Source organism: Streptomyces sp. NPDC016851 (assembly GCF_055562795.1).
This window is the reverse complement of record NZ_JBVHEP010000007.1, coordinates 149,711-171,752: the sequence shown is the minus strand read 5'-3', so window position 1 is coordinate 171,752 and position 22,042 is coordinate 149,711. Positions and strand designations below refer to the sequence as shown.

The window sequence follows — 22,042 nt, the reverse complement described above, 5'->3', positions numbered from 1 at the left end:
ACGAGCGCGCTGAGTGACCAGCAGCGCGCCGCGCTCGGCACGATCTTCAGCGGTGAGGTGGGGGCTGGCCGAAGGAGTTCGCCGGGATGGCCCCCGTCGAGGTGGCCGGCATGGAAGTCGCCCCCGTCATCGTGGAGATCGACGAGGAGCTGGGATCGTGGAGCGTCCAGGTCACGCCCGGGCGGAGGCTCTGGCCGGTCCCACCACGCCGCCCCGGGCCAGGTCGCCACGTGGGGCCGCGCCACAACCGACCAGGCAGGCGCCTTCGGCTTCACCTGGGACCGCAGCGGCAAGTCCAGCAAGCATTTCCCGTTCGACTGGAGCGGCCCCGACTGACGGTCGTGGTCACAGCCACCGGATCGTCCGCGCGGTCCGGGTCACGACCGTCGCGTAGCCCACGCCGATCACCAGGGAGGCGACCAGAGCGGTGACGGGGAAGTCCTCCTGGAGGTAGGGGTAGACCTGGTAGTGCGTCAGGTAGATGTACAGGGAACTGCTGGCCAGGACGCCCGCGAGCGTGCTGAGCGGGCCGAGGCTGGGCAGGGTCGGCACCCAGATCAGCAGCCCCAGCCCGGCGATCACGAGGGCCGTGCGCAGGGGCTGGTCCTCGAACAGGCCGGGCACGGTGAGCAGCAGTGACGCGGTCAGCAGCGCCCGTTGCCGCACGGTGTCCGCCCGGGCGGCCGCCCACCCCAGTGCGAAGAGCCAGAAGACCACCGAGGGGCTCAGCTGGGGTCGGACGGACGCCAGGCCGAGCAGGTCGTAGCGGCCGGCCAGGCCGATGGCCATGAGGGCCAGCGGCACGCCGAACGCGTACCGCCGCTCCAGCCGGTCCAGCAGCGGTACGGCCATGAGGAGAGTCAGGGCGATCAGGAAGTAGACGAGGGCCTCCACGAACCAGTAGGCCCAGTCGAAGCGATCGTTCCCCTGGTCGAGGAGGGTGTTGAGCAGCAGGGCGTTGGCGGGATCATAGAAGTCGGTCAGGAGAACGGCGCCGGTGATCCACACCATGCTCGGCACGGCTATGCGGGCGATGCTGCGCCACAGGCGCCGTACGCGTTCCCGGCGTGTGGCGTCTGTCAGGAGAAAGCGGGCGAAGTTGTAGCCCGCCACGCCGAGGAGGATGTGGGCGAAGCCCTTGATGTCGAAGATCCGGACGTGTGAGCCGACGATGAGGACGATTCCGGCGGCGCGCAGGACGACGCCGGTTTCCAGGGTGCGGCGGGTTCGCCAGGAGTCGGGGCTGGTCCAGGTGCGCAGCGCGCTTCGGATTCCCCGGCCCCGCCGCGGCACCGACCCGTCCCGTTCGTCCGGCGTCCGGGCCCCGGGCCCGGTCAGGGGTCGCAGTTCGCGGATGGTTCTCGTGTGCCAGTCGGCCGGCAGGTGGCCGAGCGCCTCCTCCAGGCGCAGGGACATCTCGACGTAGGACAGGGAGTCGCCGCCCAGGCTGACGAAGCTGCTGTCCTCGGTGACGTCGACGCGGTCGAGGATCTGCGCGTAGAGGCAGACCAGATCCTCAGCGGGGTCGGGCGTCGCCTCGGCGGTGGGGCGCGTCAGTTGTCGTACGGCCTCGTAGTCGGGTTTGCCCGAGGCCAGGCGGGGGAGTTCGGCCAGGGCGCGGACTCGTACGGCGTGGGGCGGGAGCCCGCACTCCCGCGCTGTCAGCCGCCGGATGCGGCCTTGCGCGCTCGCGTCCCCGAGCGCGGTCACGGCCAGAGCCTCACCGTCCCCCGCGCAGTACGCGGCGACGCCGTGTGCCTCCAACAGGGTCTCGACGCGCTGCGGGTCGATCCGCAGGCCGAGGATCTTCACGAAGCGGCTGCGGCGGCCGATGATCTCGTACAGCCCGTCGGAAGCACGGCGGGCGAGGTCCCCGGTGCGCAGGTCCTCGACGGTGCGGCCGAGGGAGAGGTCGGCCGGGCTCTCGGCGTAACCGAGCATCACGTTCGGCCCCGAGTAGACCAGTTCCCCGGCACCCGGACCGTGTCCGTCGACGGGGTCCAGCCGGAACGAGCCGCCGGGTATCGGCACACCGATGGCCTCGGGGCGCTCGGCGGCGAGCTCGGGCGGGAGGTAGGCCATGCGGGCCGTCGCCTCGGTCTGGCCGTACATCACGAACAGCTGCCAGCCCGAACGGCGGCCCGACTCGGCGTAGCGGGCGACGCGTTCCGGCGCGAGGCGCCCCCCGGCCTGGGTGACGCGGCGCAGGTGCGGCAGGTGCATGCGTGCGAACTCGACCCGGTCGAGCAGGTCGAAGGTGTACGGCACTCCGGCCAGCGAGGTGCCGCGGGCGGCGCGGAACTCGTCCCAGAAGGCGGCGTCGGACACCGACCGTTCGGTGAGGACGAGCCCGGCGCCGCGCAGCAGGTGGCTGTGGATGACGGACAGGCCGTAGCAGTAGTGCATGGGCAGCGTGGTGGCGGCCCGGTCGGTGTCGTCGATACCGAGGTAGGTGGCGATGGATTCGGCGTTGGCCTGGAGGTTGTCGTGGGAGAGCCGTACCAGCTTGGGTGAGCCGGTCGAGCCGGACGTGCTCAACAGCAGGGCCAGGTCCGGGTGAAGGGTGTGGGCGCTCGTGGGGTGCCGTTCGTCGAGGGCCCAGGTCCCGTCGGTGTGCGGGCGGGCCACGACGTCGGGGGCGTACGCCTCGGTCAAGGAGCGGATCGTGCTCTCGCTGTCGCCCGGGACGAGCAGGACGGGGTGGCCGGCGGACAGGGCGGCCAGGTGTGTGACGAGCGCGTCGGTGCGGTTGGCACCGGCCAGCAGCACCAGCCGCCGTACGGGCCCGAGACGCTCGGCGGTGAGGGCCACCCGCTCGGCCAGCTCGCGATACGACAACCGCCCCTCTGACGTGAGGAGCGCGACGCGGTCACCGTGTGCCGCGAGTTCGCGTGCGAACGGCACTGCATGCGGCCGCGGGAGCGGCAGGGCGGGCACGGCCGGGTGGACGGCGGCCCCGGAGGGGCCGGTCGGACGGGGAACCGGGAGCGGAGCCGGGAGGGGCACAGAGGAGTGGATCACGGGGCGCGCCCTTTCCGCGGCAACGTCCGCTTTGGCAACCCTTGACTGTTAGGCAAGGTTTACCTTATTCATAGCAGGGCCGAAAACAAGCCACAGAAAAGTCACAGGATCGCTTCGCCCCTCGCTCTCCACCGACAGCACCGGCGGCGTGCAGGCGAGCCCCGCAGGAAGGCACCCACCATGCGACGCCCCACGGCTCGTCAGATCACCGCGCTGCTCACGGCCGGTCTCCTGCTTCCCGCCCTCGCCGCGTGCGGCTCCGAGGACAAGAACAGTGAGAGTCAGGGCGGGGACTCCTCCCTCGTCATCTACTCCGGCCGCAACGAGAAGCTCGTCAAGCCACTTCTGGACAAGTTGGAGGAGGCTGTCGGTACCGAGGTCGAGGTGCGTTACGGCGACAGCGCGGAACTCGCCGCCCAGATCCTCGAGGAGGGCGACCGCACCAAGGCCGGGCTGTTCTTCTCCCAGGACGCCGGCGCGCTGGGCGCCCTGTCCAAGGAAGGCATGCTGCAGAAGCTCCCGCAGACGACTCTCGACGAGGTGGACGACTCCTACCGCGGCTCCGGCGGCGACTGGGTCGGCCTCTCGGGGCGCGTCCGCGTCATCGCGTACAACCCGGACAAGGTGACCGAGGGCAAGGTTCCGGACAGTGTCTTCGACGTCGTCGAGCCGGAGTGGAAGGGCAAGGTCGGGTTCGCGCCCACCAACGCCTCCTTCCAGGCGTTCGTCACCGGCATGCGGGTCCTGAAGGGCGACGACATCACCCGCAAGTGGCTGAAGGACCTGAAGGCGAACGGTGCCAAGACGTACGCCCACAACCTGGCGACCCTGGACGCGGTCGAGGCCGGCGAGGTCGAGCTCGGCCTGGTCAACCACTACTACTGGTACGAGCGGGTCGCCGAGAAGGGCGAGGACAAGGTCGACGCCGAGCTCAAGTTCCTGCCCGGCAAGGACCCCGGCGCGCTGATCAACGTCGCCGGCGCCGGCATCCTCAAGGACAGCGGGCAGAGCGCGACCGCCCAGAAGGCGGTGGACTACCTGCTGTCGAAGGAGGCGCAGACCTACTTCGCCGACGAGACCAAGGAGTACCCGCTGGCCGCGGGGGTCACCAGCACGGTCGAGGGCCTGCCGCCGTTCGATTCCCTGGAGTCCCCCGACATCGACCTCGGCAAGCTGGAGTCCCTGCAGGAGACGCTGGCCATGCTCCAGGAAGTCGGACTGGTCTAGCCCGCCGTGCCCACATCGCCGTCTTCCGCGCGCCCGACCGGAGCCCTCGCCGCCCCGGTCGGGCGCGCGCCCGAACACGGGCCGGACAGGGGTCGCGGACGAGGGAGGCACCTGGCGGGACGATTCGGCACGGCCGGTCGCAGACCGCCCCTGATCCTGCTCGTCCCCGCCTGCGTGGCCGCCTTGTTCGCCCTGCTGCCACTCGGCTACCTCGCCGTCCGCGCCCTGGAACGCGGCCCGGCCTTCGCCTGGGACGTCGTCGCCGACCAACGCACCCTGGACCTCCTCGGACGCAGCCTCGGACTGACCGCCGTGGTGGTGACCGCCTGTCTGCTCCTGGGTGTCTCACTGGCCTATCTCACCGTCCGCACGCGACTGCCCGGCGGCCGCGCGTGGTCGGTGCTGGCCACGCTGCCGCTCGCCGTGCCCAGCTATGTCGCCGCCTTCGCCTGGCTGTCGGCCGAACCGGACCTCGCCGGTTTCGGCGGCGCCGCCCTCGCGCTCACACTGGTCAGCTTCCCGTACGTGTATCTGCCGGCCGCCGCGACGCTGCGCGGCATCGACCCGGCGCAGGAGGAGGCCGCGCGCTCCCTCGGCCACGGCCCGCTCGGCACCTTCCTCCGCGTCACCCTGCCGCAGCTGCGACCGGCCGCGGCGGGCGGCGCCCTCCTCGTCGCGCTGTACGTGCTCTCCGACTTCGGCGCGGTCTCCCTGATGCGGTACGACACCTTCACCCGGGCCATCCACACCTCCTACCGCGCCTCCTTCGACCGCACTCCGGCCGCCGCGCTCAGCGTCGTCCTCGTGGCGATGACGATCGCGCTGGTCGCTGCCGAAGCCCGTACGCGCGGCCGGGCCGGCCACGCCAGGACGGGAACGGGCACCGCCCGCCCGGCCGTCCCGGTCGACCTCGGCCGGTGGCGGCCCTTCGCCCTGCTGTGGTGCGGCACGGTGACGGCCGTCGCCGTCGCCTTCCCGCTGGGCACCCTCGGGTACTGGCTGGCCGTCGGCAGCTCGGCCACCTGGGACCTGGGCGGGCTCGCCCAGACCGCGTGGGCCACGTTCGGGGTCGCGGCGGCGGGCGCCGGTCTCACCACGTTCCTCGCCCTGCCGGTCGGGGTGATCGCCGCCCGGCACCGGGGGCGCGGCGCAGGGCTGCTGGAACAGGCGGCCTACGCCGGCCACGCGCTGCCCGGCATCACCGTCGCCCTCGCGCTGGTCTTCTTCGCCGTGCGCTACGCCTACCCGCTCTACCAGCAACTCCCGCTGCTGGTCGGCGCGTACGCGGTCCTCTTCCTGCCCGTCGCGGTGGCCGCCACCCGGGCGGCCGTGCTCCAGGCGCCGCCGGTCCTGGAGGACGTGGCCCGCTCACTGGGACGACGGCCGTGGCAGGTGCTGCGCGAGGTCACCGTGCCCCTGGCCGCACCCGGCGTGGCCGCCGGTGCCGCGCTCACCTTCGTGGTGTGCATGAAGGAACTCCCCGCGACCCTCCTGCTGCGCCCCACCGGCATGGACACCCTCGCCACCCGGCTGTGGACGGAGACCGGCGCGGGATCCTTCGCGGCCGCCGCCCCCTACGCCGCCGCGCTGATCCTGCTGGCCGCCGTCCCCTCGTACCTCCTAGGCAGGCACCGGACATGAACGAACTGCACGTCGAAGGGCTCACCAAGTCCTACGGAGCCGGGGAGCCGGTCCTGCGCGGGCTCGCACTCACCGTCCCCGCGGGCGCGTTGGCCGCCGTCCTGGGCCCCTCCGGCTGCGGCAAGACCACCCTGCTGCGGATCGTCGCCGGATTCCTGCACGCCGACGCGGGCACCGTCCGCCTCGGCGACCGCACCCTCGTCGGCCCCGGCGTCCACCTGCCGCCGGAGCGCCGCCGCATCGGCATCGTGCCCCAGGAGGGCGCCCTCTTCCCGCACCTGGACGTCGCCCGCAACGTCGCCTTCGGACTGACCGGCACCGACCGGGCCGAACGACGACGCCGCACCGAGGAGATGCTGGACCTGGTCGGCCTCGCCGGACACGGCGACCGCATGCCGCACGAACTCTCCGGCGGCCAGCAACAACGCGTCGCCCTCGCCCGCGCGCTCGCCCCCCGCCCCCAACTCGTGCTCCTGGACGAGCCGTTCAACGCCCTGGACAGCGCGCTGCGGACGGGAGTGCGGTCGGACGTACGGGCCGCGTTGCGGGCGACCGGCGCCACGGCGGTCCTCGTCACCCACGACCAGCAGGAGGCCCTGTCCACCGCGGACCTCGTCGCCGTCGTACGGGACGGCCGGGTCGCCCAGTGCGACACCCCGCAGCACCTCTACGGCCATCCCGCGGACCCCTGGATCGCCGACTTCGTCGGCGACGCCGTCCTGCTGCCCGCCACCGTCGACGCCGACGGCACAGCGAGGACCGCCCTGGGCCCCGTACCCCTCGCCGACCCTCCTGCCGGCCTGCGCGCCGGCACGGTCCTGCTCCGGCCGGAACAGCTCCTCCTGACCGACGTGGACTCCGAGGGCACGGTCAGGGGCACGGTGACCGACGTCTCGTACTACGGCCACGACGCCATGGTCACCGTGACCGTCGAAGGCCACGACACCCCGGTCGGCATCCGGGTCGCGGGCCCCCTGACCGTTCGCCCGGGGGAGACGACGGGTGTGCGCGTCGTGGGTGAGGGCGGCCTTCACCGTAACGACGGTTCACCGGAGCGCATTGCTGGTTAGGGTGGCAGGCAGGGACTGGCGGGGGCGCGGCAGCGCGGTGGCGGCGGGGGACATGGGACTGCGACACGAAGCACTGCCGCGGAAGTCCCCGGTGCTGCCCCTGGTGCTGCGCACGTCGCTCGGGACCGTCGCGGCCCTCGCCGCGCTGGTGGTCCTCGTGCTCGGGGTCCTGGTCGCCGGGCACAGCGAGCCCGGCAGGGTGGACAGGTGGGTCGTCCGGCCGACGGCGGACAGTGTCGGGCCGCCCTGGCGGTACGTCGCTCTGGCCACGGACTTCCTGGGGGAGCCCGTGGGGGCGGCGGCGCTGGTCGTGGCCGTCGTGGCGGGCTGTCTGCTGGTTCGGTGGCCTCGCGCGGCCGTGCTCGCCGTGGGCGGCGCCGGTGGGAGCGTGGCGACGACTACGGTGCTCAAGCCCCTGGTGGGGCGCACCATCCACGGCGACGCCAACCTGTCCTACCCGAGCGGGCACACCGCCTTCCTCACCGCGCTCGCCGTCGTGGTGGCGCTGTTGGCGGCCGGCCGGTTCGGCCTCGGCAGGACGGCCGGCACGCTGCTCATGCTCGCCGCGGCGCTGGTCGCCGGGGCCGCCATGGGATGGGCGCAGGTCGCCCTGGGCGCGCACTACCCGACCGATGTCCTCGGCGGCTGGTGCACCGCGCTGGCGGTGGTACCGGCGACCGCGTGGCTGGTCGATCAGGTGGCCGACACCCGTCGGCCGCGGCCCCGCTGACGTCACGTCACGCCAGGCGGCGGAACACCGGCTTCACCGGGCGTCCGGCCAGCCACGGCGTGGGGTCGGCGGCGTCCAGTGCCTTGCGGTACACCGCGCACGCCTGCGCCACCACGTCGACGGTGTGGTCGATGTCGGCGTCGCTGAGCGCGCTGCTCACCACGAACGACGGGGCGAGCACCCCGCCCGCGAGGAGCCGGCGCAGGAACAGGGTGCGGTACCGCTGCGACGGCTGCCCGTTCTCGTCGAGGGTGGCGAAGACCAGGTTGCTGGCCCGGCCCCGGACCACGATGTGGTCGCCGACGCCCATCCCGGCCGCGGCCTCGCGGACCCCGGCGGCCAGCCGCTCGCCGAGGGTGTGCAGTCGTGCGGCGATGCCCTCCTCGGAGTAAGTGGTCTGCACGGCCATCGCGGCGGCCAGGGAGTGCGTTTCCGCGCCGTGCGTGGTGGACAGCAGGAACACCCGGTCGCCCGAGTGCCGCAGGCCGCCGCGTTCCATCAGGTCGCGGCGCCCGGCCAGCGCGGAGACGGCGAAGCCGTTGCCCAGCGCCTTGCCGAACGTGGACAGGTCGGGGACGACGCCGTACAGGCCCTGGGCGCCCGCCTCGGACCAGCGGAAGCCGGTGATCATCTCGTCGAAGACCAGTACGCAGCCGTGCCGGTCGGCCAGCTCGCGCAGGCCGGCGAGGTACCCGGGCGGCGGCTCGGTGTGGGTGGCGGGTTCGAGGATCAGGCAGGCGATCTCGTCCCGGTGGCGGGTGAGCAGCTCCTCCGTGGCGGCCAGGTCTCCGTAGGGGAACGACACGGTGAGGTCGGTGGTCGACGCCGGGATGCCGGCGGACATCGGCGTGGTGCCGATGAACCAGTCGTCGACGGAGAAGAACGGATGGTCGGCGCAGAGGGCCACGCGCGGGCGGCCGGTCGCGGCGCGGGCGAGGCGCACCGCGGCGGTGGTGGCGTCGGAGCCGTTCTTCGCGAACTTCACCATCTCGGCGGTCGGCACCGTGGCCAGGAAGCGTTCCGCGGCCTCGACCTCGACGATGGACGGGCGGACGAAGTTGGAGCCCCGGTCGAGTTCCCGCCGCACCGCCTCGAGCACGCGGGGATGGGCGTGGCCGAGGCTGACCGAGCGCAGGCCGGAGCCGTACTCGATGTAGCGGTTGCCGTCGATGTCCCACACATGGGCACCGTGGCCGTGGCTGATGACCGGGGCCAGGTGCTCCGGGTACTGGTCGTCGCCCTTGGCGTAGGTGTGGGCGCCCCCGGGGATCATGGCGTGCAGCCGCTCGTTCGCCCTCCGCGACCGCGGCAGGACGAACTCCTCGGTCTCTACGGTGTGTTCGGTGTCCACGCGGACCTCAGCTTTCCCTCTGCTTCAGGACCTCGGCGAGGCTCGGCGCCTCCAGGTCCCGCTGGGACATCGATGTGACCGGCAGCGGCCAGGGGATGGCGAGCTCCGGGTCGTCGTGGGCGATCGTCACGTCCTCGGCCGGATCGTGCGGGCGGTCGATCCGGTACGAGGTGTCGGCGGTTTCGGTCAGCGCCTGGAAGCCGTGCGCGCACCCCGCCGGGATGTAGAGGGTCGCCTGCGTGTCGCCGGACAGCTCGAAGAAGGCCCGGCCCAGGTAGGTCGGCGAGTCCGTCCGCAGGTCCACGACGACGTCGAAGACCTTTCCGTACGAGCACCGCACCAGCTTGGCCTCGCCGGCGCCGGAGCGCAGGTGCAGGCCGCGCAGCACGCCCCGGACCGAACGGGACAGGCTGTCCTGGACGAAGGCGCCCGGATCGAGGCCGACGGAGCGGACCACGTCGGCGTCGAAGGTGCGGCAGAAGAAGCCGCGCTCGTCGGCGTACGGCGTCGGCTCGAACAGGTACGCGCCGGCGATCTGCGGGACTTCGGTCGCCTTCATCGAGCCTCCCGATACGGGTGGGTGTGGGTATGGGTGTGGTCGGCCGCCGGGAACAGGGCCGTGGTCAAGGCGGCGAACTGGTCCTCGAGTTGCCGGGAGGTGACCCGGTTCCGCTCGGTGAGGGTCCGTCGCAGCTCGGCCGATCGCTTCTCCAGCGCCCGGAACTGGTCGAGCAGCCGGTCGGCGTCGACCTCGCGCGCCGGGTGGCGATACGCGTCCAGCCCCATCCGGGCCATGAGCGCGTCGCTCTTCGCCGCGTAGCTGAGGGCGAGCGTCGGTGTGCCGGCCTTCAGCGCGCAGACCAGATTGTGGTAGCGGGTCGCCACCACGGTGTCGGCAGCCGCCGTCTCCGTCATCAGGTCGGCCAGCGAGGCCGCCTCGGCAGCGGTGACCAGCGGCGAGTCCACCGCGTCGAGGATCGCCGTGACCACCGGCGCGTCGCACGCGTCGCCGGTGAGCAGCCGGACCGGCCTGCCGTCCTCGACCAGCGCGCGGACGAAGCGGGTCACCCCGTCGAGGTAGCGCCGGTGGATCTCCTCGGCCCGGGCGCGGTCGTCGTTGCCGCCGTGGAACGCCATGACGCCGACGCAGACCGGGCCCGGTGAGTCCGGGGGCCCCGGGGGCGTGCTCGTCCGCGGCGCCGGCAGGGCGAACGCGAGGTCCGGGTAGACCTCGTCGCGCCCGGTGTCCACGCCCATCGCCCGCATCGCGTCGTGGGACAGGTCGTCCCGGTACGAGCGGTACGCGGCCAGCCGCGCCGACCAGCGCACCAGGGCCCGGGTCGGCCGGTCGCGGATCGGGGCGGCGCCGACGCCGACCAGGGCGACCCGGGTGCGCAGCAGCCGGCCGGACGCGCAGAGCAGGAACAGCGAGTACGGGAAGCCCCACGGCCGCAGCGGCAGCGTGGCCTCCAGGACACCCATGCCCGGCACGATCACCGCGTCGTGCCGGCGCACCCAGGCGGCGGTGCGGAAGGCGTCGACGAGTTTGCCCAGGCCCTTCGCCGCGATCGCGCCCGCACGCGAGGCGGTCCGGTACTCCCCGCGGTACCAGTGCAGCCGCGTCGCGGGGATGCCGTACCGGGCCGTGACGACCTCGGGGCCGCCGCAGAGGGCGTCCACGACCGCCTCCGGGTGCTCGGCGCGGAGGTACCCGAGCACGGCTTCGAGCGACCCGTCGTTGCCGAGGTTGCCGGAGCCCAGCAGGCCGAACACCCCGATGCGGGCAGCGGTCACGCCCGCCTCCCCTCACGGCCGGCGACGAGGGCGTCGACGGAGACCGTGAGCCGGCCCGGGTCGACCGGGGCGCGGTCCTCGACCCGCTCACCGGCGCCCGGCCGGACCCGGCTGGTCAGCCACGCGGCCAGGTGGCGGTGGCAGGCGCGCCGGTCCGCCGGCGACAACGGCGCCCGCCGGATCGCGGAGGCGAAGCCCCAGACGTACTCGGCGAGCAGCCGGGGCGTCGGGTGCAGCGGGCCGGCCCGGCGCGGGTCCAGGTTGACGCACCGGGAGCGCTTGGACGGGTTCGCCCGCTCGGCGCGGGTGGGGTGGTCGCGGCGGAAGTACAGCAGTTCCGGCACCTGGTGGAAGGGGCCGTGCAGGGTGATCTCGGCGACGAACGTGCGGTCCGCGTGGTGGTAGCTGTCGTGCGGTTTCACGCGGCGCAGCACGTCGGCCCGCATCACCCCGTAGAAGTCGTCGCCGCCGGGTTCGAACAGCAGGCTGCGGAAGCGCTCCGGCGCGTGCGGCGAGTCGGTGGCGAGCCCGTACTCGTAGGGGACCTTCACCCGGCCGTCGCCGTCGATGACCGCCTGGCCGGAGTGCGCGAGGATCACGTCCGGCCGCTCGTCCAGCGCCTCCACACAGCGCCGCAGCAGGTCCCGGGCGTACAGGTCGTCGTGCGAGGCCCACTTGAACAGCTCGCCGCGGCACTCGGTGAACACGTAGTTGTGGTTCGGCGCGGCGCCGATGTTCCGCGAGAGGCGGATGTACCGGATGCGTGGGTCCCGGGCCGCGTACGCGCGGCAGATGTCCTGGGTGCCGTCGATCGAGGCGTTGTCCGAGACGACCAGCTCGAAGTCCTCGTAGGTCTGGCCGAGCAGGGCGTCGAGCGCCTCGGCGAGGTACTCCTCGCCGTTGTAGACGGGCAGGCCGATGCTCAGCCGGGGTCGGGCGGTCATGGCGTCCTCACTTCACGGAAAAGGTCTTGGTGGCGCTCGCGCAGGGCGGAGCGCAGGTGCAGCCACCACACGGCCGAGCTGCAGACGGTCGCGGCGGCGACGCCCCAGGCCGAGCCGACCGTGCCGGCCACGGCCGCCCCGCCGAGCCCGCCGGTGACGTAACAGGCGGAGGCGAACAGCTGGCTGCGCAGGCTGCGCCGGGCCGCGCCGAGCGCGCGCAGCCCGGCCGCCGCGCCGGTGCCGAGGCCGGCGCCCGCGACGCCGAGCGTGGCCGGCACGATGAGCTCCGCGGCAGAGCTCCAGACGTCGCCGAGCACCAGCTCGCCGAGCCGGTCCGGCATCAGCAGCAGCGCCGAGCCCCACAGCAGTGCGGCGGCGGCCTGCCCGGCGCCGAGCAGGAGGCAGAACCTGGCCAGCCGGTGCGGGGCCCGCCGCAGCACCCGTGCCGCCTCCGCGACGGTGACCAGCGAAAGCCCCATCAGCACGGCGAGGAACGGGCCGAGCAGCAGCTCCGCGCCCCGGACCGCACCCACCGCGCCGACCCCGACGATCGCGCCGAGCCCGTACGCCCGCAGCTGGCTCGCGCCGCTGACGCCGACGTTCTCGACCAGGTACCGGTAACTGAGATCGCGCTGCTCGCTCAGCCACGCGCGCGCTCCCGTCAGCCGGGGCCGGATGCCGGACTGGAAGCAGCCGTACACCGCGGCCACCGCGGCGGACGCGCCCCAGGCGAGCACGAAAGCGGCCACGCTGCCGACGCGGGCGGCCACCACCATGGCCGGGACGAGCGCGACGCCCCACACCACGTCGTTGACGAACGCCTTCCGCCCGGTGCCGGCGGCGAAGAACGCGTACCGCCAGGCGTCCTGCAGCAGCAGCCCCGGCAGCATGACGCCGAGGCAGACGAACGCGGACCCCACGCTGCCGCCGAGAGCCGGCCCGGCCACCACGCACGCCGCGCCGATGGCGGCACCGACGCCGAGCGCGGTACCCGACGACCTGGCCACCGCCCCGCGCCAGGAGGCGTCCGGGACGCCGCTGAAGCGCACCACGAGCGGGTCGGTGGCCAGCCCGCGGGAGACGCTGAGCACCACGCCGTAGGTCACCCAGGCCAGGCTGAACACGCCGAACGCGGCCAGCCCGAGCGAGCGCGCCACGTAGACGCCCACCGCGAAGTTGGTGACGCTGGAGGCCGCCTGGTCGGCCAGTCCCCAGGACAGCCGGCCGACGAGGGCCCGCCGGGCGGACCCGGCCGGTGTCGTCGTCTCCCCGTCGGTGGTCATCGGCGTCATGCCTTGATCAGTCCGGCGCCGCGCAGGGCGTCGGCCGCGGCGGCGACGGTGTCGAACGGCAGCCCGGACCGCTCGGCGACGTCCAGCAGACTGTGCGCGCCGTCGGAGAGGTTGAGCACCCAGAGCATGGCCATCTGGGCCTGCTTGGTGTCGCTGCGGCCGCCGAGCGCGTCGTACAGCCCACGGCGGCCCAGCTGCGGTTCGCCGTAGGGGCTGAGGTTGAGGTACCTCCTGTTGCGGTCCAGGACGGCGAACGCCTCGCGGCAGACGGCGAGGGTGTCCGCCATCGCCTTCGGGGAGACGAAGTCCAGGTTGTCCGCCGAGGTGTGGTACTCGGGGTAGCCGGCGTACGGGGTCCGGGTGAGCGAGCCCACGGCCAGGTTGAACCCGGGCGAGCAGAACTGCCGCTCGTCGTAGCCGTAGGGAGTGAACTCGGTGACGCGGTGCGGGCGTTCGGACGCGGCCAGCACGTGCCGCAGCACGCGGTCGATCTCGGCGTCGCCGCGCCTGCTCCGCTTGTACGTCAGGTCGCCCGGGTCGCCGGCGCAGGCCAGCACCAGCCCGTGCTTGACCCGCTCCACCCGCTCGGCGTTGCGGGCGAGCCAGGTGATCGCCCCGATGGTGCCGGGCGCGAAGAGGAACCGGTACGTGTAGTACGGCGTCCGCTCCGCCAGCTCCCTGGCCAGGAACGTCGCCACCGCGATGCCGGCCAGGTTGTCGTTGGCCAGCGACGGGTGGCAGACGTGGCAGGAGACGATCACCTCCTCGGGGACCTGCCCCGGGACCACGTGCTCGGCGTAGGTGAGGTGGCCGTCGGCGAGGGTGGAGTCGATGCGCACCTCGTACTCGCCGTCCGGCATCGCGTCCAGGGTCTCCTGGGCCAGGCAGAAGCCCCACTCCGGCTTGTAGTAGCTGGTGCGGTACGGCACCCAACTCGGGTGCTCCGGCAGGGTGTGCAGGTGCTCCCGCAGCTCGGCCAGCGGCAGGGTCGCCGACACCGGCACGCTGTAGCCGAGGACGTGGAGGCTGGACGCGGCGAAGTCGACGACCCGGTGGCCGTCGGTGTCGGCGATGTACGCGTCGCGGATGTTCCACTCCTGCGGCACGGTCCAGTCGAGCACCTGGGTCCCGGTCGGCACCTCGTGCACCCGCAGCGGGATGTGCTCCCCGACGATGTCCAGGGTGGCGCGCACACCGTCGCCGGTGATGCTCCGGCACAGCGGGTACAGCCGCTCCACCAGCGCGTACATCTCCTCGCCGTGCTCGGTCACGGGCGCCACCGCAGGGTGTCGTCGACGGCGCCGGAGTCGGACGCGGCGCGCAGCACGGCGAGGCGGGTGAAGCGCCGGTCGAAGTCCTCCCGGGTCAGCCCGTGTTTCCGGTACGCGTCGGCGAGTTCGAGCGCGCCCCGCTTCACCGTCCACTCGCAGTCGAAGCCGGGTATCGCGGCGCGGAACCGGGAGAAGTCCACCCGGTACGACCGCGGATCCGCCCCGGTCTCCCCGGTGATCACCACCTTGGACCCGGGTACCGCCTCGGCGACCTGCCCGGCGATCTCGGCGACCGTGACGTTGTTGGTCTCGCTGCCGATGTTGAACGCCCGGTCGTGCACGGCTTCCCGCGGCGCCGTCAGCGCGGCCGTGAAGGCCCGGGCGATGTCGGCGGCGTGCACCAGCGGGCGCCACGGGGTGCCGTCGGAGAGCACCAGCACCTCGCCGGACAGCAGCGCGTGGCCCACCAGGTTGTTGAGCACGATGTCGGCGCGCAGCCGGGGCGAGTGGCCGAAGGCGGTGGCGTTGCGCATGAACACGGGGGTGAAGTCGCCGTCGGCCAGCGCGTGCAGGTCGTCCTCCACCCGCACCTTGGACTCCGCGTACGGCGTCACCGGGCGCAGCGGGGCGTCCTCGCCCACCAAGTCCTCGCCGCCGGCGGCGCCGTAGACCGAGCAGGTCGACGCGTACAGGAAGCGCCGTACTCCGGCGTCGCGGGCCAGCCGGGCCAGCCGCACGGACGCGTGGTGGTTGATGTCGTAGGTGAGCTCGGGCGCCAGCGATCCCAGCGGGTCGTTGGAGAGGGCGGCCAGGTGGATCACGGCGTCGACGCCGGCCACGTGGTCCGCGGTGACGTCCCGCAGGTCGACCCGGTGCCCCCGCGGGTCGGCGGGCGCCGGGCCGAGGACGCAGTCGGCGAACAGGCCGGCGTCGAGGCCGACGACGTCGTGTCCGGCGGCCGCGAGGACCGGGGCCATCACGGTGCCCAGGTAGCCCTGGTGTCCGGTGAGCAGTACGCGCAAGGTTCAATCCCCCAGGTCGAGAACGAGTTTGGTGACGGCGAACGCCTCGGCGTAGCGCTCGTGGCATTCGATGCCGCGGATCCGGGCGAGGCCCAGGAAGGCCTCCCGGTCGTACCAGGGCCGGTGGCGCTGCGAGGGGTAGTGCTCCTGCAGCAGCCGCACCTTCTGCTCGGCGGTCCGAGGCGACAGCGGCTGGTACGCCGCCGGACGGCCGAGGTCGCCGTCCCACTTGACGATCTCGTAGCCGAGCACGAGGTGGTCGCGGAACGCGGTCGGTATCAGCCGCGCCAGGCCGCGGTGGTCCTGGTGGGCGTCATCGGTACGCGGGGCCAGCACGAGGTCCGGCTCCGTCCGCGCGCGCAGCTCCTCGACCGCGGCCTTGGCCTCCTCCCAGTGCGCCGGCAGCCGGCCGTCCGGCAGCTTGTGCACGGTCAGCCGCAGGTCGGCGCCCGGGCAGAAGGCGGCGAGCGCGGCCTGCTCCTCCTGCTCCCGCTCGCTGCCGCCCCCGGAGAGCACCAGCGCGTCGACGCGGACACCCGGCCGCGCCCGGCACAGCGTCAGCAGCGTGCCGCCGGCGCCGATGGCGATGTCGTCGCAGTGCGCGCCCACCGCGACGATCCGGTCCGGGCGCCCGGCCCCGAGCCGGATCACGCGCTCACCGCCGCGCTGTCCTTTTCCCACACGGCCCACGGGCGGTCGCCCCGGGCGTAGGCCTCGTCGAGCGCGGCCCGCTCCTTGACGGTGTCGGTGGGCTTCCAGAAGCCGCGGTGCTGGTGCGCCACCAGCCGGCCCCGCTTGGCCAGTTGGGCGCATCCGTCGGCGACCAGGTCCCCGCCCTCCGGGATGTGGTCGAAGACCTCCTGGCGGAGCACGAAGTAGCCGCCGTTCTCCCACAGCGGCAGTTCGCTCACCGCGGTGATGCCCCCCACCAGGCCGTCCTCGCCCAGCTCCACGCAGTGGAACGAGGACTGCGGCGGCACCACCATCATCGACGCACCCGCGTCGCGCCGGGCGAACCGGTCGATCATCTCCGGCAACGGGGCGTCGGTGAGTACGTCGGCGTAGTTGGCGAGGAACATCTCGTCGCCGTCCAGGTGGTGCCGCACCCGGCGCAGCCGTTCCCCGATCGGCGACTCGATGCCGGTCTGGGCGAACGTGATCGTCCAGTCCGAGATGTCGGTGGACAGCAGCTCGGTCCGCCCGCCGCGCAGCACGAAGTCGTTGGACGTCGTCTCCTCGTAGTTGAGGAAGAAGTCCTTGATGTGGTGCGCCCCGTACCCGAGACACAGGATGAACTCCGTGTGCCCGAAGTGCGCGTAGTAGCGCATGACATGCCAGATCAGCGGCCTGGGGCCGACCATCGCCATCGGCTTGGGCACGTCGTCCGCGGCGCCGCTGCGCATCCGCATCCCGTAACCGCCGCAGAACAGAACGACCTTCATGCCTTGACCTCGACAATGCTCAGTTCCGGTATGGGAAAGACCAGCCGGCCGCCCCAGTCGTGCACGAAGGACAGCTGCTCGACCAGTTCGGCCCGCAGGTTCCACGGCAGGACGAGGACGTAGTCCGGCTTGTCGGCGGCGATCTGCTCGGGCGGCAGGACGGGGATGCGGGTGCCCGGGGTGAACCGGCCGTGCTTGTAGGGGTTGCGGTCGACCGTGTACGGGAGCAGGTCGGGCCTGATGCCGCAGTGGTTGAGCAGGGTGTTGCCCTTGCCCGGGGCGCCGTAGCCGACGACCGTCTCGCCGCGCTCGGCCGCCTCGATGAGGAACTTGAGCAGGTCCCGGCGCACCTTGGCCACCCGGGCGGAGAACTCGGTGTACCCGGACAGCTCCCGCAGCCCGGCGGCCTTCTCGCGGTCCAGCACGTCGGCCACCCGCTGTGTCGGCTCGCCCGCCACCTCGGCCGGCCGGGCCCACAGCCGGACGGAGCCGCCGTGCGTGGGCAGCAACTCGACGTCCACGAGCGTGAGTCCGCCGCTGGCCAGGGCCCGGGTCGCGGACGCGACCGTGTAGTACTGGAAGTGCTCGTGGTAGATCGTGTCGTACTGGTTCTCCTCGATCAGGGTCAGCAGGTGCTGCACCTCGATGGAGACCCAGCCGTCGTCGGCGACCAGGGCGCGCAGTCCCTGGGTGAAGCCGACCACGTCGGGGATGTGCGCGTACACGTTGTTGGCCACGACCAGGTCCGCCGGGCCGTGCTCGGCGCGGACGGCGGAGCCGGTCTCCGGGCTCAGGAACTCCGTGAGTGTGGGCACGCCCGCCTCGCGCGCCGCGGCCCCGACGTTCACCGACGGCTCGATGCCCAGGCAGCGGATCCCCCGGTCCACCACGTGCTTCAGCAGGTATCCGTCGTTGCTCGCGACCTCGACCACGAAGGCGTCGGAGCCCTCGGTGCCGAGTCCCACCCGCTGTACGGCATCGGCGACGAACGTGCGCGCGTGCTCCACCCAGGAGGTCGAGTACGAGGAGAAGTACGCGTACTCCTTGAACGTCTCCTCCGGCGTGATCAGCGGCGGGATCTGCGCCAGCCAGCAGTCGGTGCAGACCCGCAGGTGCAGCGGGTACGCGGGCTCCGGCCGGTCCAGTTGGTCCACGGCGAGAAAGCTCTCGCACGGTGGTGTCGCGCCCAGGTCGACGACGCTCGCCAGCGCCGCCGAGCCGCAGAGTCGGCATCGTGTCATCTACTGCCCCCCATTGATTCCGTCCCCCATTGCTTCCGACCGACCCGCGATCGCGGTGCGGTACTCCTCCACCAGGCGCTCCAGCCCGACGGCCGGGCTGAAGCCCTGCTCGTAACGGCGCCGGGCCGCCTCGCCCATCTCCCGGTTGCGGGCCGCCCCGGCCGTGATCCGGCGTATGCGGGACGCGAGCGAGGCGGACTCGCCCGGCCGGTGCAGCAGCCCGGTCACCCCGTCCTCGACGAGTTCGACGAAGGCGCCGTGACCGGCGGCGACGACCGGGACCCCGGCCGCCATCGCCTCCACGACCACCAGGCCGAACGCCTCCAGCCACGTCGAGGGGGCGACCACGGCGACCGACCGCGCGACGGCCTTCCGGCACTCCGCCGGGTCCAGCAGGCCGACGTAGCGCACGTCGTCGCGGCCCGCCGCCCAGGCGGTCACCTCTCGCTCCAGCGGCCCCGTGCCGGCGATCACCAGCGGCACCCCCACACCGCCGCCCGCGGCGACCTCGTCCCACGCGGCCATGAGCAGCCGCACGCCCTTCGCCTCCGCCAGCCGGCCGAGGTAGAGCAGATGCTCACCCGCGTCCTCTCGACGGACGTCCGGCTCCGGCACGAAGTTGTGCTTCACCGCCAGCCGCTCGGCCGGCATACCGGCCCGTACCAGGACGTCGCGCTGCGCCGCGGAGATGCACAAGAACCGCTCCACGCCGGACCACCACCGCCGCCGGTTGACCGACAGGCTGACCGCGAGCGGCACCGTCGCCAGCCGCGAGTTCCGGTAACAGCCGTGCCGGACGGCGGGCAGCGGCGTCGCACCGACGCACTCGGTGCACGGCCGGCCGTCCCGCTGGAGCGTGCCGGGCGGGCAGACCTGGGTGTAGTTGTGCAGCGTGGCGACGGCGGGCACACCGGCGTCGGCGCAGGCGGCCAGCACCGCGGGCGACAGGAGCGGGAAGACGTTGTGGACGTGCACCACGTCCGGCCGCTCGGAGCGCAGCCGGGCGGCGAGTTCCGCGCGGACCGCCGGGTTCCACGGCACCAGCAGCGGCAGCGCGGCCTTGGCCGGCAGGGACCGGGCGGCGATGTCGTCGCTGCGCCGCTCGAACACCTCGACCCGGTGACCGGCTCCGCGGAGCAGCGCCACCTCCTGGTCGACGACCTTGTTCTCCCCGCTCGGCTGTGCCGAGGCGTAGCGGTTGTGCACCACGAGGACGTGCATGCTCAGGTCACCTCCGTTCTCCGGGATCGCAGCGGGAGGCGTCGCCGAGGGACTTCGGGCGCCGACGGGGCAGGGGCCGCGGGTGCCGCCAGCAGTGAGGCGGCCACGGCCAGGTGCAGCAGATACGGCGAGGCGTCGCCGAGCCCGGCCTCGGTGTACGACGCGATCGCGCAGTAGCTGATCAGGAAGATCGCGCAGGCCCTCGACAGCGACGGCGGCCGCAGCAACGCCACGCCGCCCAGCACGACGACGACCGCCGCCACGAGCACGACTCCGGTCATCCCCTGCTCCTGGTAGACGGCCAGCCAGCTGTTGTCGATCGGCAGCCCGCCGAACGACTTGTCGCCCAGGCCCGCGCCGAACAGGTGCTCCGAGGTCGTCCGGGGCGCGGCCAGCAGCGCGTCCCAGACCTTGGCCCGGCCGGTGAGGTTGGAGAAGTTCTCCTGGCTCTGCCCGCGCAGGAACCACGCCCGCAGCGCGGAGCTGAACGCCACCGCGGCCACCGTGGCGCACAGCACCGACCAGGCGAAGAACCGGCGGGCGGCGGCGCTGGTCAGGACGAGCGACCCGATCCCCAGCGCCAGCCCGATGAGCAGACCGAGCGTGGCCGTGCGGGTGTGGGTCAACGCCAGCAGGACGAGGGAGGGCACGATGACCACGGCCGCGCTGCCCCGGTCGGTCCTGCGGCCCAGGACGAGCAGCACGGTGAGCCCGATGATCACCGCGGCGTACTGTCCGATCTGCGGCGGGGTGAGCGGCCACAACGCGCCGACCAGCCGCCCGCCGTAGAGCTCGGGCAGGGCCGCGCCCGGTGAGATGGCCAGGCCGGCGGCCACCGAGCCGAGCACCGCGAAGTACATCCGGATGTGGTGCCGGACGAAGGTCAGGCCGCCGTCCCACCAGCGGCTGAGCAGCCACAGCGTGCCGACGAAGAGGGCCAGCCGGGCGCAGCGGAACAGCGCGCCGAACCCGGACTCCAGGTCCGCGCTGGCCATCACGCTCGGCACCAGCAGCAGGGTGAGCAGAAACAGGAAGGCGCTGGGCCGGATGCGCAGCCGGAGATTGAGCGCGAGCGCCAGCGCGAACGCGGCGACCAGCGCGCCCATGGTGACCATCTGGATGAGGGAGCGGGGCAGCGGGACGATGGTCTTCGCCCCGGCCGAACCGAGCGTGTTGAGGACCAGCAGCCCCCAGACTGTCCCGACGATCTTCGGCGTGTGGTCAGCGGCCATCTCAACCACCGTCCCGTGCGCGGAAGGTGCTGTCCGCGTCCTGCCGGTACGGCATGCCCTGCCACTGCCCGGAGTCGAGCTCCCGGCTCGGGTCGTGGGCGACGAAGGTCCAGGGTCCGACGTAGACGTTGTCGTGCCAGCGGTTGTGCTGCTTGCGGGTGATCGCCTCGGCCACCCGCTCGCCCTGGTACGGCGACCAGTCCGGATAGGTGCCGTAGTTGGCCAGCACCGCCATGCGGCCGCACTTCACCGCGCACTTGACGACGGACGGGTCCAGCACGAAGCGGTTGTGGTGGATGTCCACCCGCTGGGTCTTCCAGCGGCAGTCGGCGTAGAGCGGCGCGGTGGCGATCGCGGGCCGCGCACAGCGGTCGGTGTCCCGCACCAGCAACGTGCAGTCACCGGAGGAGGTGTTGGCCGGGCTGTTGCAGAACCGGTCGGCGTTCTCCCACAGGGTGATCCCGGACCAGTTGTCCTCCAGCACGTTCTGCGCGATCTCGATCCTGTCCGTGCGGGCCTTGACCCGTGGTTCGCCGCCGGACTCGGACAGGTAGACGGTCGCGAACGGGAAGCTGTCGCCGCGGTCGGCCGCCTTGCGGCCGTCGACCCAGTTGTTCCGCCGGATCGTGTTCTTCCGGATGACCGCGTTGTAGCTGGTCTCGTAGATCAGCGCGGCGCCGTCGTTGGCCTCCAGCACGTTGTTCTCGATGCGGAAGTCGTTGTTGTTGGTGTCCGCCCACAACCCGGCTCCGCGGTTGCCGTGCACCCAGTTGCCGCGTACGTCGGCACCGTCGACGGCCCAGAACTTGACGCCCCCGGTACAGCCGCAGCCCGGCCGCCGCCGCTCCCAGTCGCCGGTGTTGTTGCCCGTGATCTCGTTGCCCTCGACCACCAGGCCGCTGATCCGCCCTTCGCCCTTGTACGCGTTCATGCCGTACTGGCCGTTGCCGCGCAGACAGCTGGCACGGACCCGCTGGCGGGCACCGGCCATCAGCCCGGCGCCGGAGTTGTGCTGGATCGTCGCGTGCTCGATCACCCACCCGTCGGCCGAGTCGTGGTTGACCACGCCCTCGTCGTGCGGCGCGACGAAACGCTGCACGGTCAGGTGGCGGATGGTCACGTCGCGGGCGGTGCCGCCGAACGCGTACTGGTTCTTCCTCCCGCCGTCGAGCACCGCGCCCGGCGCACCGAGGTAGCGGTTGCCCTCCTTGGGGATGACCTGGGCGTAGCGGTCCGGGTCGAGCCGGTGCTTGCCCGGCCGGAGCCAGAACGTGGTGTGCGGGGGACTGCTCTTGGTCTTCGCGGCCAGGTCACCGGCCACCGCGGGGTCGACCGTCACCGCGCCCGCCGGCGCCTTCGCCGGACCGGCAGTGGGCTTGGCGCACACCCGGGCCACGGCGACGGACCGGGACGCGGACGGCGCGACGGTCGGCTCCGACCCGGCGCTCGGCGCGCTCGTACAGCCCGTCGCGGACAGCAGAGCCAGCGCCAGCGATCCCGCCGCCAACGCCCCGTGCCGTCTCCTGATCCCCACGCGCTCGCC

General features: G+C 72.9%; 18 protein-coding genes. 4 read left to right on the top strand and 14 right to left on the bottom strand.

The window, feature by feature from the left end:
• Window positions 1-345: 345 nt before the first annotated feature.
• The gene (locus ACZ3I3_RS13855; protein ID WP_467364771.1) at window positions 346-3,021 is read right to left on the bottom strand and encodes an AMP-binding protein; all 2,676 of its coding nucleotides are present in this window, start codon (window positions 3,019-3,021) and stop codon (window positions 346-348) included.
• 180 nt (window positions 3,022-3,201) lie between these two features.
• Between ACZ3I3_RS13855 and ACZ3I3_RS13850 the strand changes: the two genes are divergently transcribed.
• The 4 genes from ACZ3I3_RS13850 to ACZ3I3_RS13835 all read left to right on the top strand — a co-directional run bounded on the left by ACZ3I3_RS13850 (window position 3,202) and on the right by ACZ3I3_RS13835 (window position 7,689).
• Entirely contained in the window at window positions 3,202-4,248 is a 1,047-nt protein-coding gene (locus ACZ3I3_RS13850) for an iron ABC transporter substrate-binding protein (RefSeq protein WP_467364769.1), read from the top strand.
• Between the two features lie 174 nt (window positions 4,249-4,422).
• Window positions 4,423-5,889, top strand: coding sequence for an ABC transporter permease (locus tag ACZ3I3_RS13845; RefSeq protein ID WP_467364767.1), 1,467 nt, complete (start codon window positions 4,423-4,425; stop codon window positions 5,887-5,889).
• A complete protein-coding gene (locus ACZ3I3_RS13840; protein ID WP_467364765.1) occupies window positions 5,886-6,959 on the top strand; it encodes an ABC transporter ATP-binding protein in 1,074 nt (357 codons plus the stop codon). The genes ACZ3I3_RS13845 and ACZ3I3_RS13840 overlap by 4 nt, the downstream gene beginning before the upstream one ends.
• Before the next feature lie 52 nt (window positions 6,960-7,011).
• Window positions 7,012-7,689 (top strand): phosphatase PAP2 family protein, encoded by a 678-nt coding sequence (locus ACZ3I3_RS13835; protein WP_467364763.1) that lies wholly within the window; start codon window positions 7,012-7,014, stop codon window positions 7,687-7,689.
• A gap of 7 nt (window positions 7,690-7,696) precedes the next feature.
• Here the strand turns inward: ACZ3I3_RS13835 and ACZ3I3_RS13830 are convergent, their stop codons facing one another.
• Genes ACZ3I3_RS13830 through ACZ3I3_RS13770 form a run of 13 tightly spaced genes read right to left on the bottom strand, consistent with a single transcriptional unit; the run spans window position 7,697 to window position 22,033 of the window.
• A complete protein-coding gene (locus ACZ3I3_RS13830) occupies window positions 7,697-9,040 on the bottom strand; it encodes a glutamate-1-semialdehyde 2,1-aminomutase (protein WP_467364761.1) in 1,344 nt (447 codons plus the stop codon).
• A 7-nt stretch (window positions 9,041-9,047) separates the two neighbouring features.
• Window positions 9,048-9,599 carry a dTDP-4-dehydrorhamnose 3,5-epimerase family protein gene (locus tag ACZ3I3_RS13825; RefSeq protein WP_467364759.1) on the bottom strand — a complete coding sequence of 184 codons (552 nt, stop codon included), beginning with the start codon at window positions 9,597-9,599 and terminating at the stop codon, window positions 9,048-9,050.
• Window positions 9,596-10,834: a polysaccharide pyruvyl transferase family protein gene (locus tag ACZ3I3_RS13820; RefSeq protein WP_467364757.1), complete on the bottom strand. Its 1,239-nt coding sequence runs from the start codon at window positions 10,832-10,834 to the stop codon at window positions 9,596-9,598. The genes ACZ3I3_RS13825 and ACZ3I3_RS13820 overlap by 4 nt, the downstream gene beginning before the upstream one ends.
• Window positions 10,831-11,778, bottom strand: a complete 948-nt coding sequence (locus ACZ3I3_RS13815) for a glycosyltransferase family 2 protein (protein ID WP_467364755.1) — start codon at window positions 11,776-11,778, stop codon at window positions 10,831-10,833. Before ACZ3I3_RS13815 ends, ACZ3I3_RS13820 begins: the two co-directional genes overlap by 4 nt.
• Window positions 11,775-13,070 carry a hypothetical protein gene (locus tag ACZ3I3_RS13810; protein WP_467364753.1) on the bottom strand — a complete coding sequence of 432 codons (1,296 nt, stop codon included), beginning with the start codon at window positions 13,068-13,070 and terminating at the stop codon, window positions 11,775-11,777. The genes ACZ3I3_RS13815 and ACZ3I3_RS13810 overlap by 4 nt, the downstream gene beginning before the upstream one ends.
• A complete protein-coding gene (locus tag ACZ3I3_RS13805) occupies window positions 13,067-14,350 on the bottom strand; it encodes a DUF4910 domain-containing protein (protein WP_467364751.1) in 1,284 nt (427 codons plus the stop codon). The genes ACZ3I3_RS13810 and ACZ3I3_RS13805 overlap by 4 nt, the downstream gene beginning before the upstream one ends.
• On the bottom strand, window positions 14,338-15,363 hold the full coding sequence (locus ACZ3I3_RS13800) for an NAD-dependent epimerase/dehydratase family protein (protein WP_467364749.1): 1,026 nt from the start codon (window positions 15,361-15,363) through the stop codon (window positions 14,338-14,340). Before ACZ3I3_RS13800 ends, ACZ3I3_RS13805 begins: the two co-directional genes overlap by 13 nt.
• 3 nt (window positions 15,364-15,366) lie before the next feature.
• Window positions 15,367-16,014, bottom strand: a complete 648-nt coding sequence (locus ACZ3I3_RS13795; RefSeq protein WP_467364747.1) for a PIG-L deacetylase family protein — start codon at window positions 16,012-16,014, stop codon at window positions 15,367-15,369.
• Window positions 16,011-16,805, bottom strand: coding sequence for a glycosyltransferase family protein (locus ACZ3I3_RS13790; protein ID WP_467364745.1), 795 nt, complete (start codon window positions 16,803-16,805; stop codon window positions 16,011-16,013). The genes ACZ3I3_RS13795 and ACZ3I3_RS13790 overlap by 4 nt, the downstream gene beginning before the upstream one ends.
• Window positions 16,802-18,046, bottom strand: a complete 1,245-nt coding sequence (locus tag ACZ3I3_RS13785) for a class I SAM-dependent methyltransferase (protein ID WP_467364743.1) — start codon at window positions 18,044-18,046, stop codon at window positions 16,802-16,804. Before ACZ3I3_RS13785 ends, ACZ3I3_RS13790 begins: the two co-directional genes overlap by 4 nt.
• Window positions 18,047-19,267 carry a glycosyltransferase gene (locus tag ACZ3I3_RS13780; RefSeq protein WP_467364741.1) on the bottom strand — a complete coding sequence of 407 codons (1,221 nt, stop codon included), beginning with the start codon at window positions 19,265-19,267 and terminating at the stop codon, window positions 18,047-18,049.
• A gap of 2 nt (window positions 19,268-19,269) precedes the next feature.
• On the bottom strand, window positions 19,270-20,499 hold the full coding sequence (locus ACZ3I3_RS13775; RefSeq protein WP_467364739.1) for an O-antigen ligase domain-containing protein: 1,230 nt from the start codon (window positions 20,497-20,499) through the stop codon (window positions 19,270-19,272).
• A 1-nt stretch (window position 20,500) separates the two neighbouring features.
• Entirely contained in the window at window positions 20,501-22,033 is a 1,533-nt protein-coding gene (locus tag ACZ3I3_RS13770) for a right-handed parallel beta-helix repeat-containing protein (protein WP_467364737.1), read from the bottom strand.
• Window positions 22,034-22,042 lie beyond the last annotated feature (9 nt).

What these genes read in the sequence shown, in the direction of transcription:
- ACZ3I3_RS13835 (WP_467364763.1), top strand. Translation starts at nt 7,012, where the DNA reads ATGGGACTGCGACACGAAGCACTGCCGCGGAAGTCCCCGGTGCTGCCC.
- ACZ3I3_RS13790 (WP_467364745.1), bottom strand. Translation starts at nt 16,805, where the DNA reads ATGAAGGTCGTTCTGTTCTGCGGCGGTTACGGGATGCGGATGCGCAGC.
- ACZ3I3_RS13775 (WP_467364739.1), bottom strand. Translation starts at nt 20,499, where the DNA reads ATGGCCGCTGACCACACGCCGAAGATCGTCGGGACAGTCTGGGGGCTG.
- ACZ3I3_RS13840 (WP_467364765.1), top strand. Translation starts at nt 5,886, where the DNA reads ATGAACGAACTGCACGTCGAAGGGCTCACCAAGTCCTACGGAGCCGGG.
- ACZ3I3_RS13780 (WP_467364741.1), bottom strand. Translation starts at nt 19,267, where the DNA reads ATGCACGTCCTCGTGGTGCACAACCGCTACGCCTCGGCACAGCCGAGC.
- ACZ3I3_RS13850 (WP_467364769.1), top strand. Translation starts at nt 3,202, where the DNA reads ATGCGACGCCCCACGGCTCGTCAGATCACCGCGCTGCTCACGGCCGGT.
- ACZ3I3_RS13810 (WP_467364753.1), bottom strand. Translation starts at nt 13,070, where the DNA reads ATGACGCCGATGACCACCGACGGGGAGACGACGACACCGGCCGGGTCC.
- ACZ3I3_RS13785 (WP_467364743.1), bottom strand. Translation starts at nt 18,046, where the DNA reads ATGACACGATGCCGACTCTGCGGCTCGGCGGCGCTGGCGAGCGTCGTC.
- ACZ3I3_RS13815 (WP_467364755.1), bottom strand. Translation starts at nt 11,778, where the DNA reads ATGACCGCCCGACCCCGGCTGAGCATCGGCCTGCCCGTCTACAACGGC.
- ACZ3I3_RS13825 (WP_467364759.1), bottom strand. Translation starts at nt 9,599, where the DNA reads ATGAAGGCGACCGAAGTCCCGCAGATCGCCGGCGCGTACCTGTTCGAG.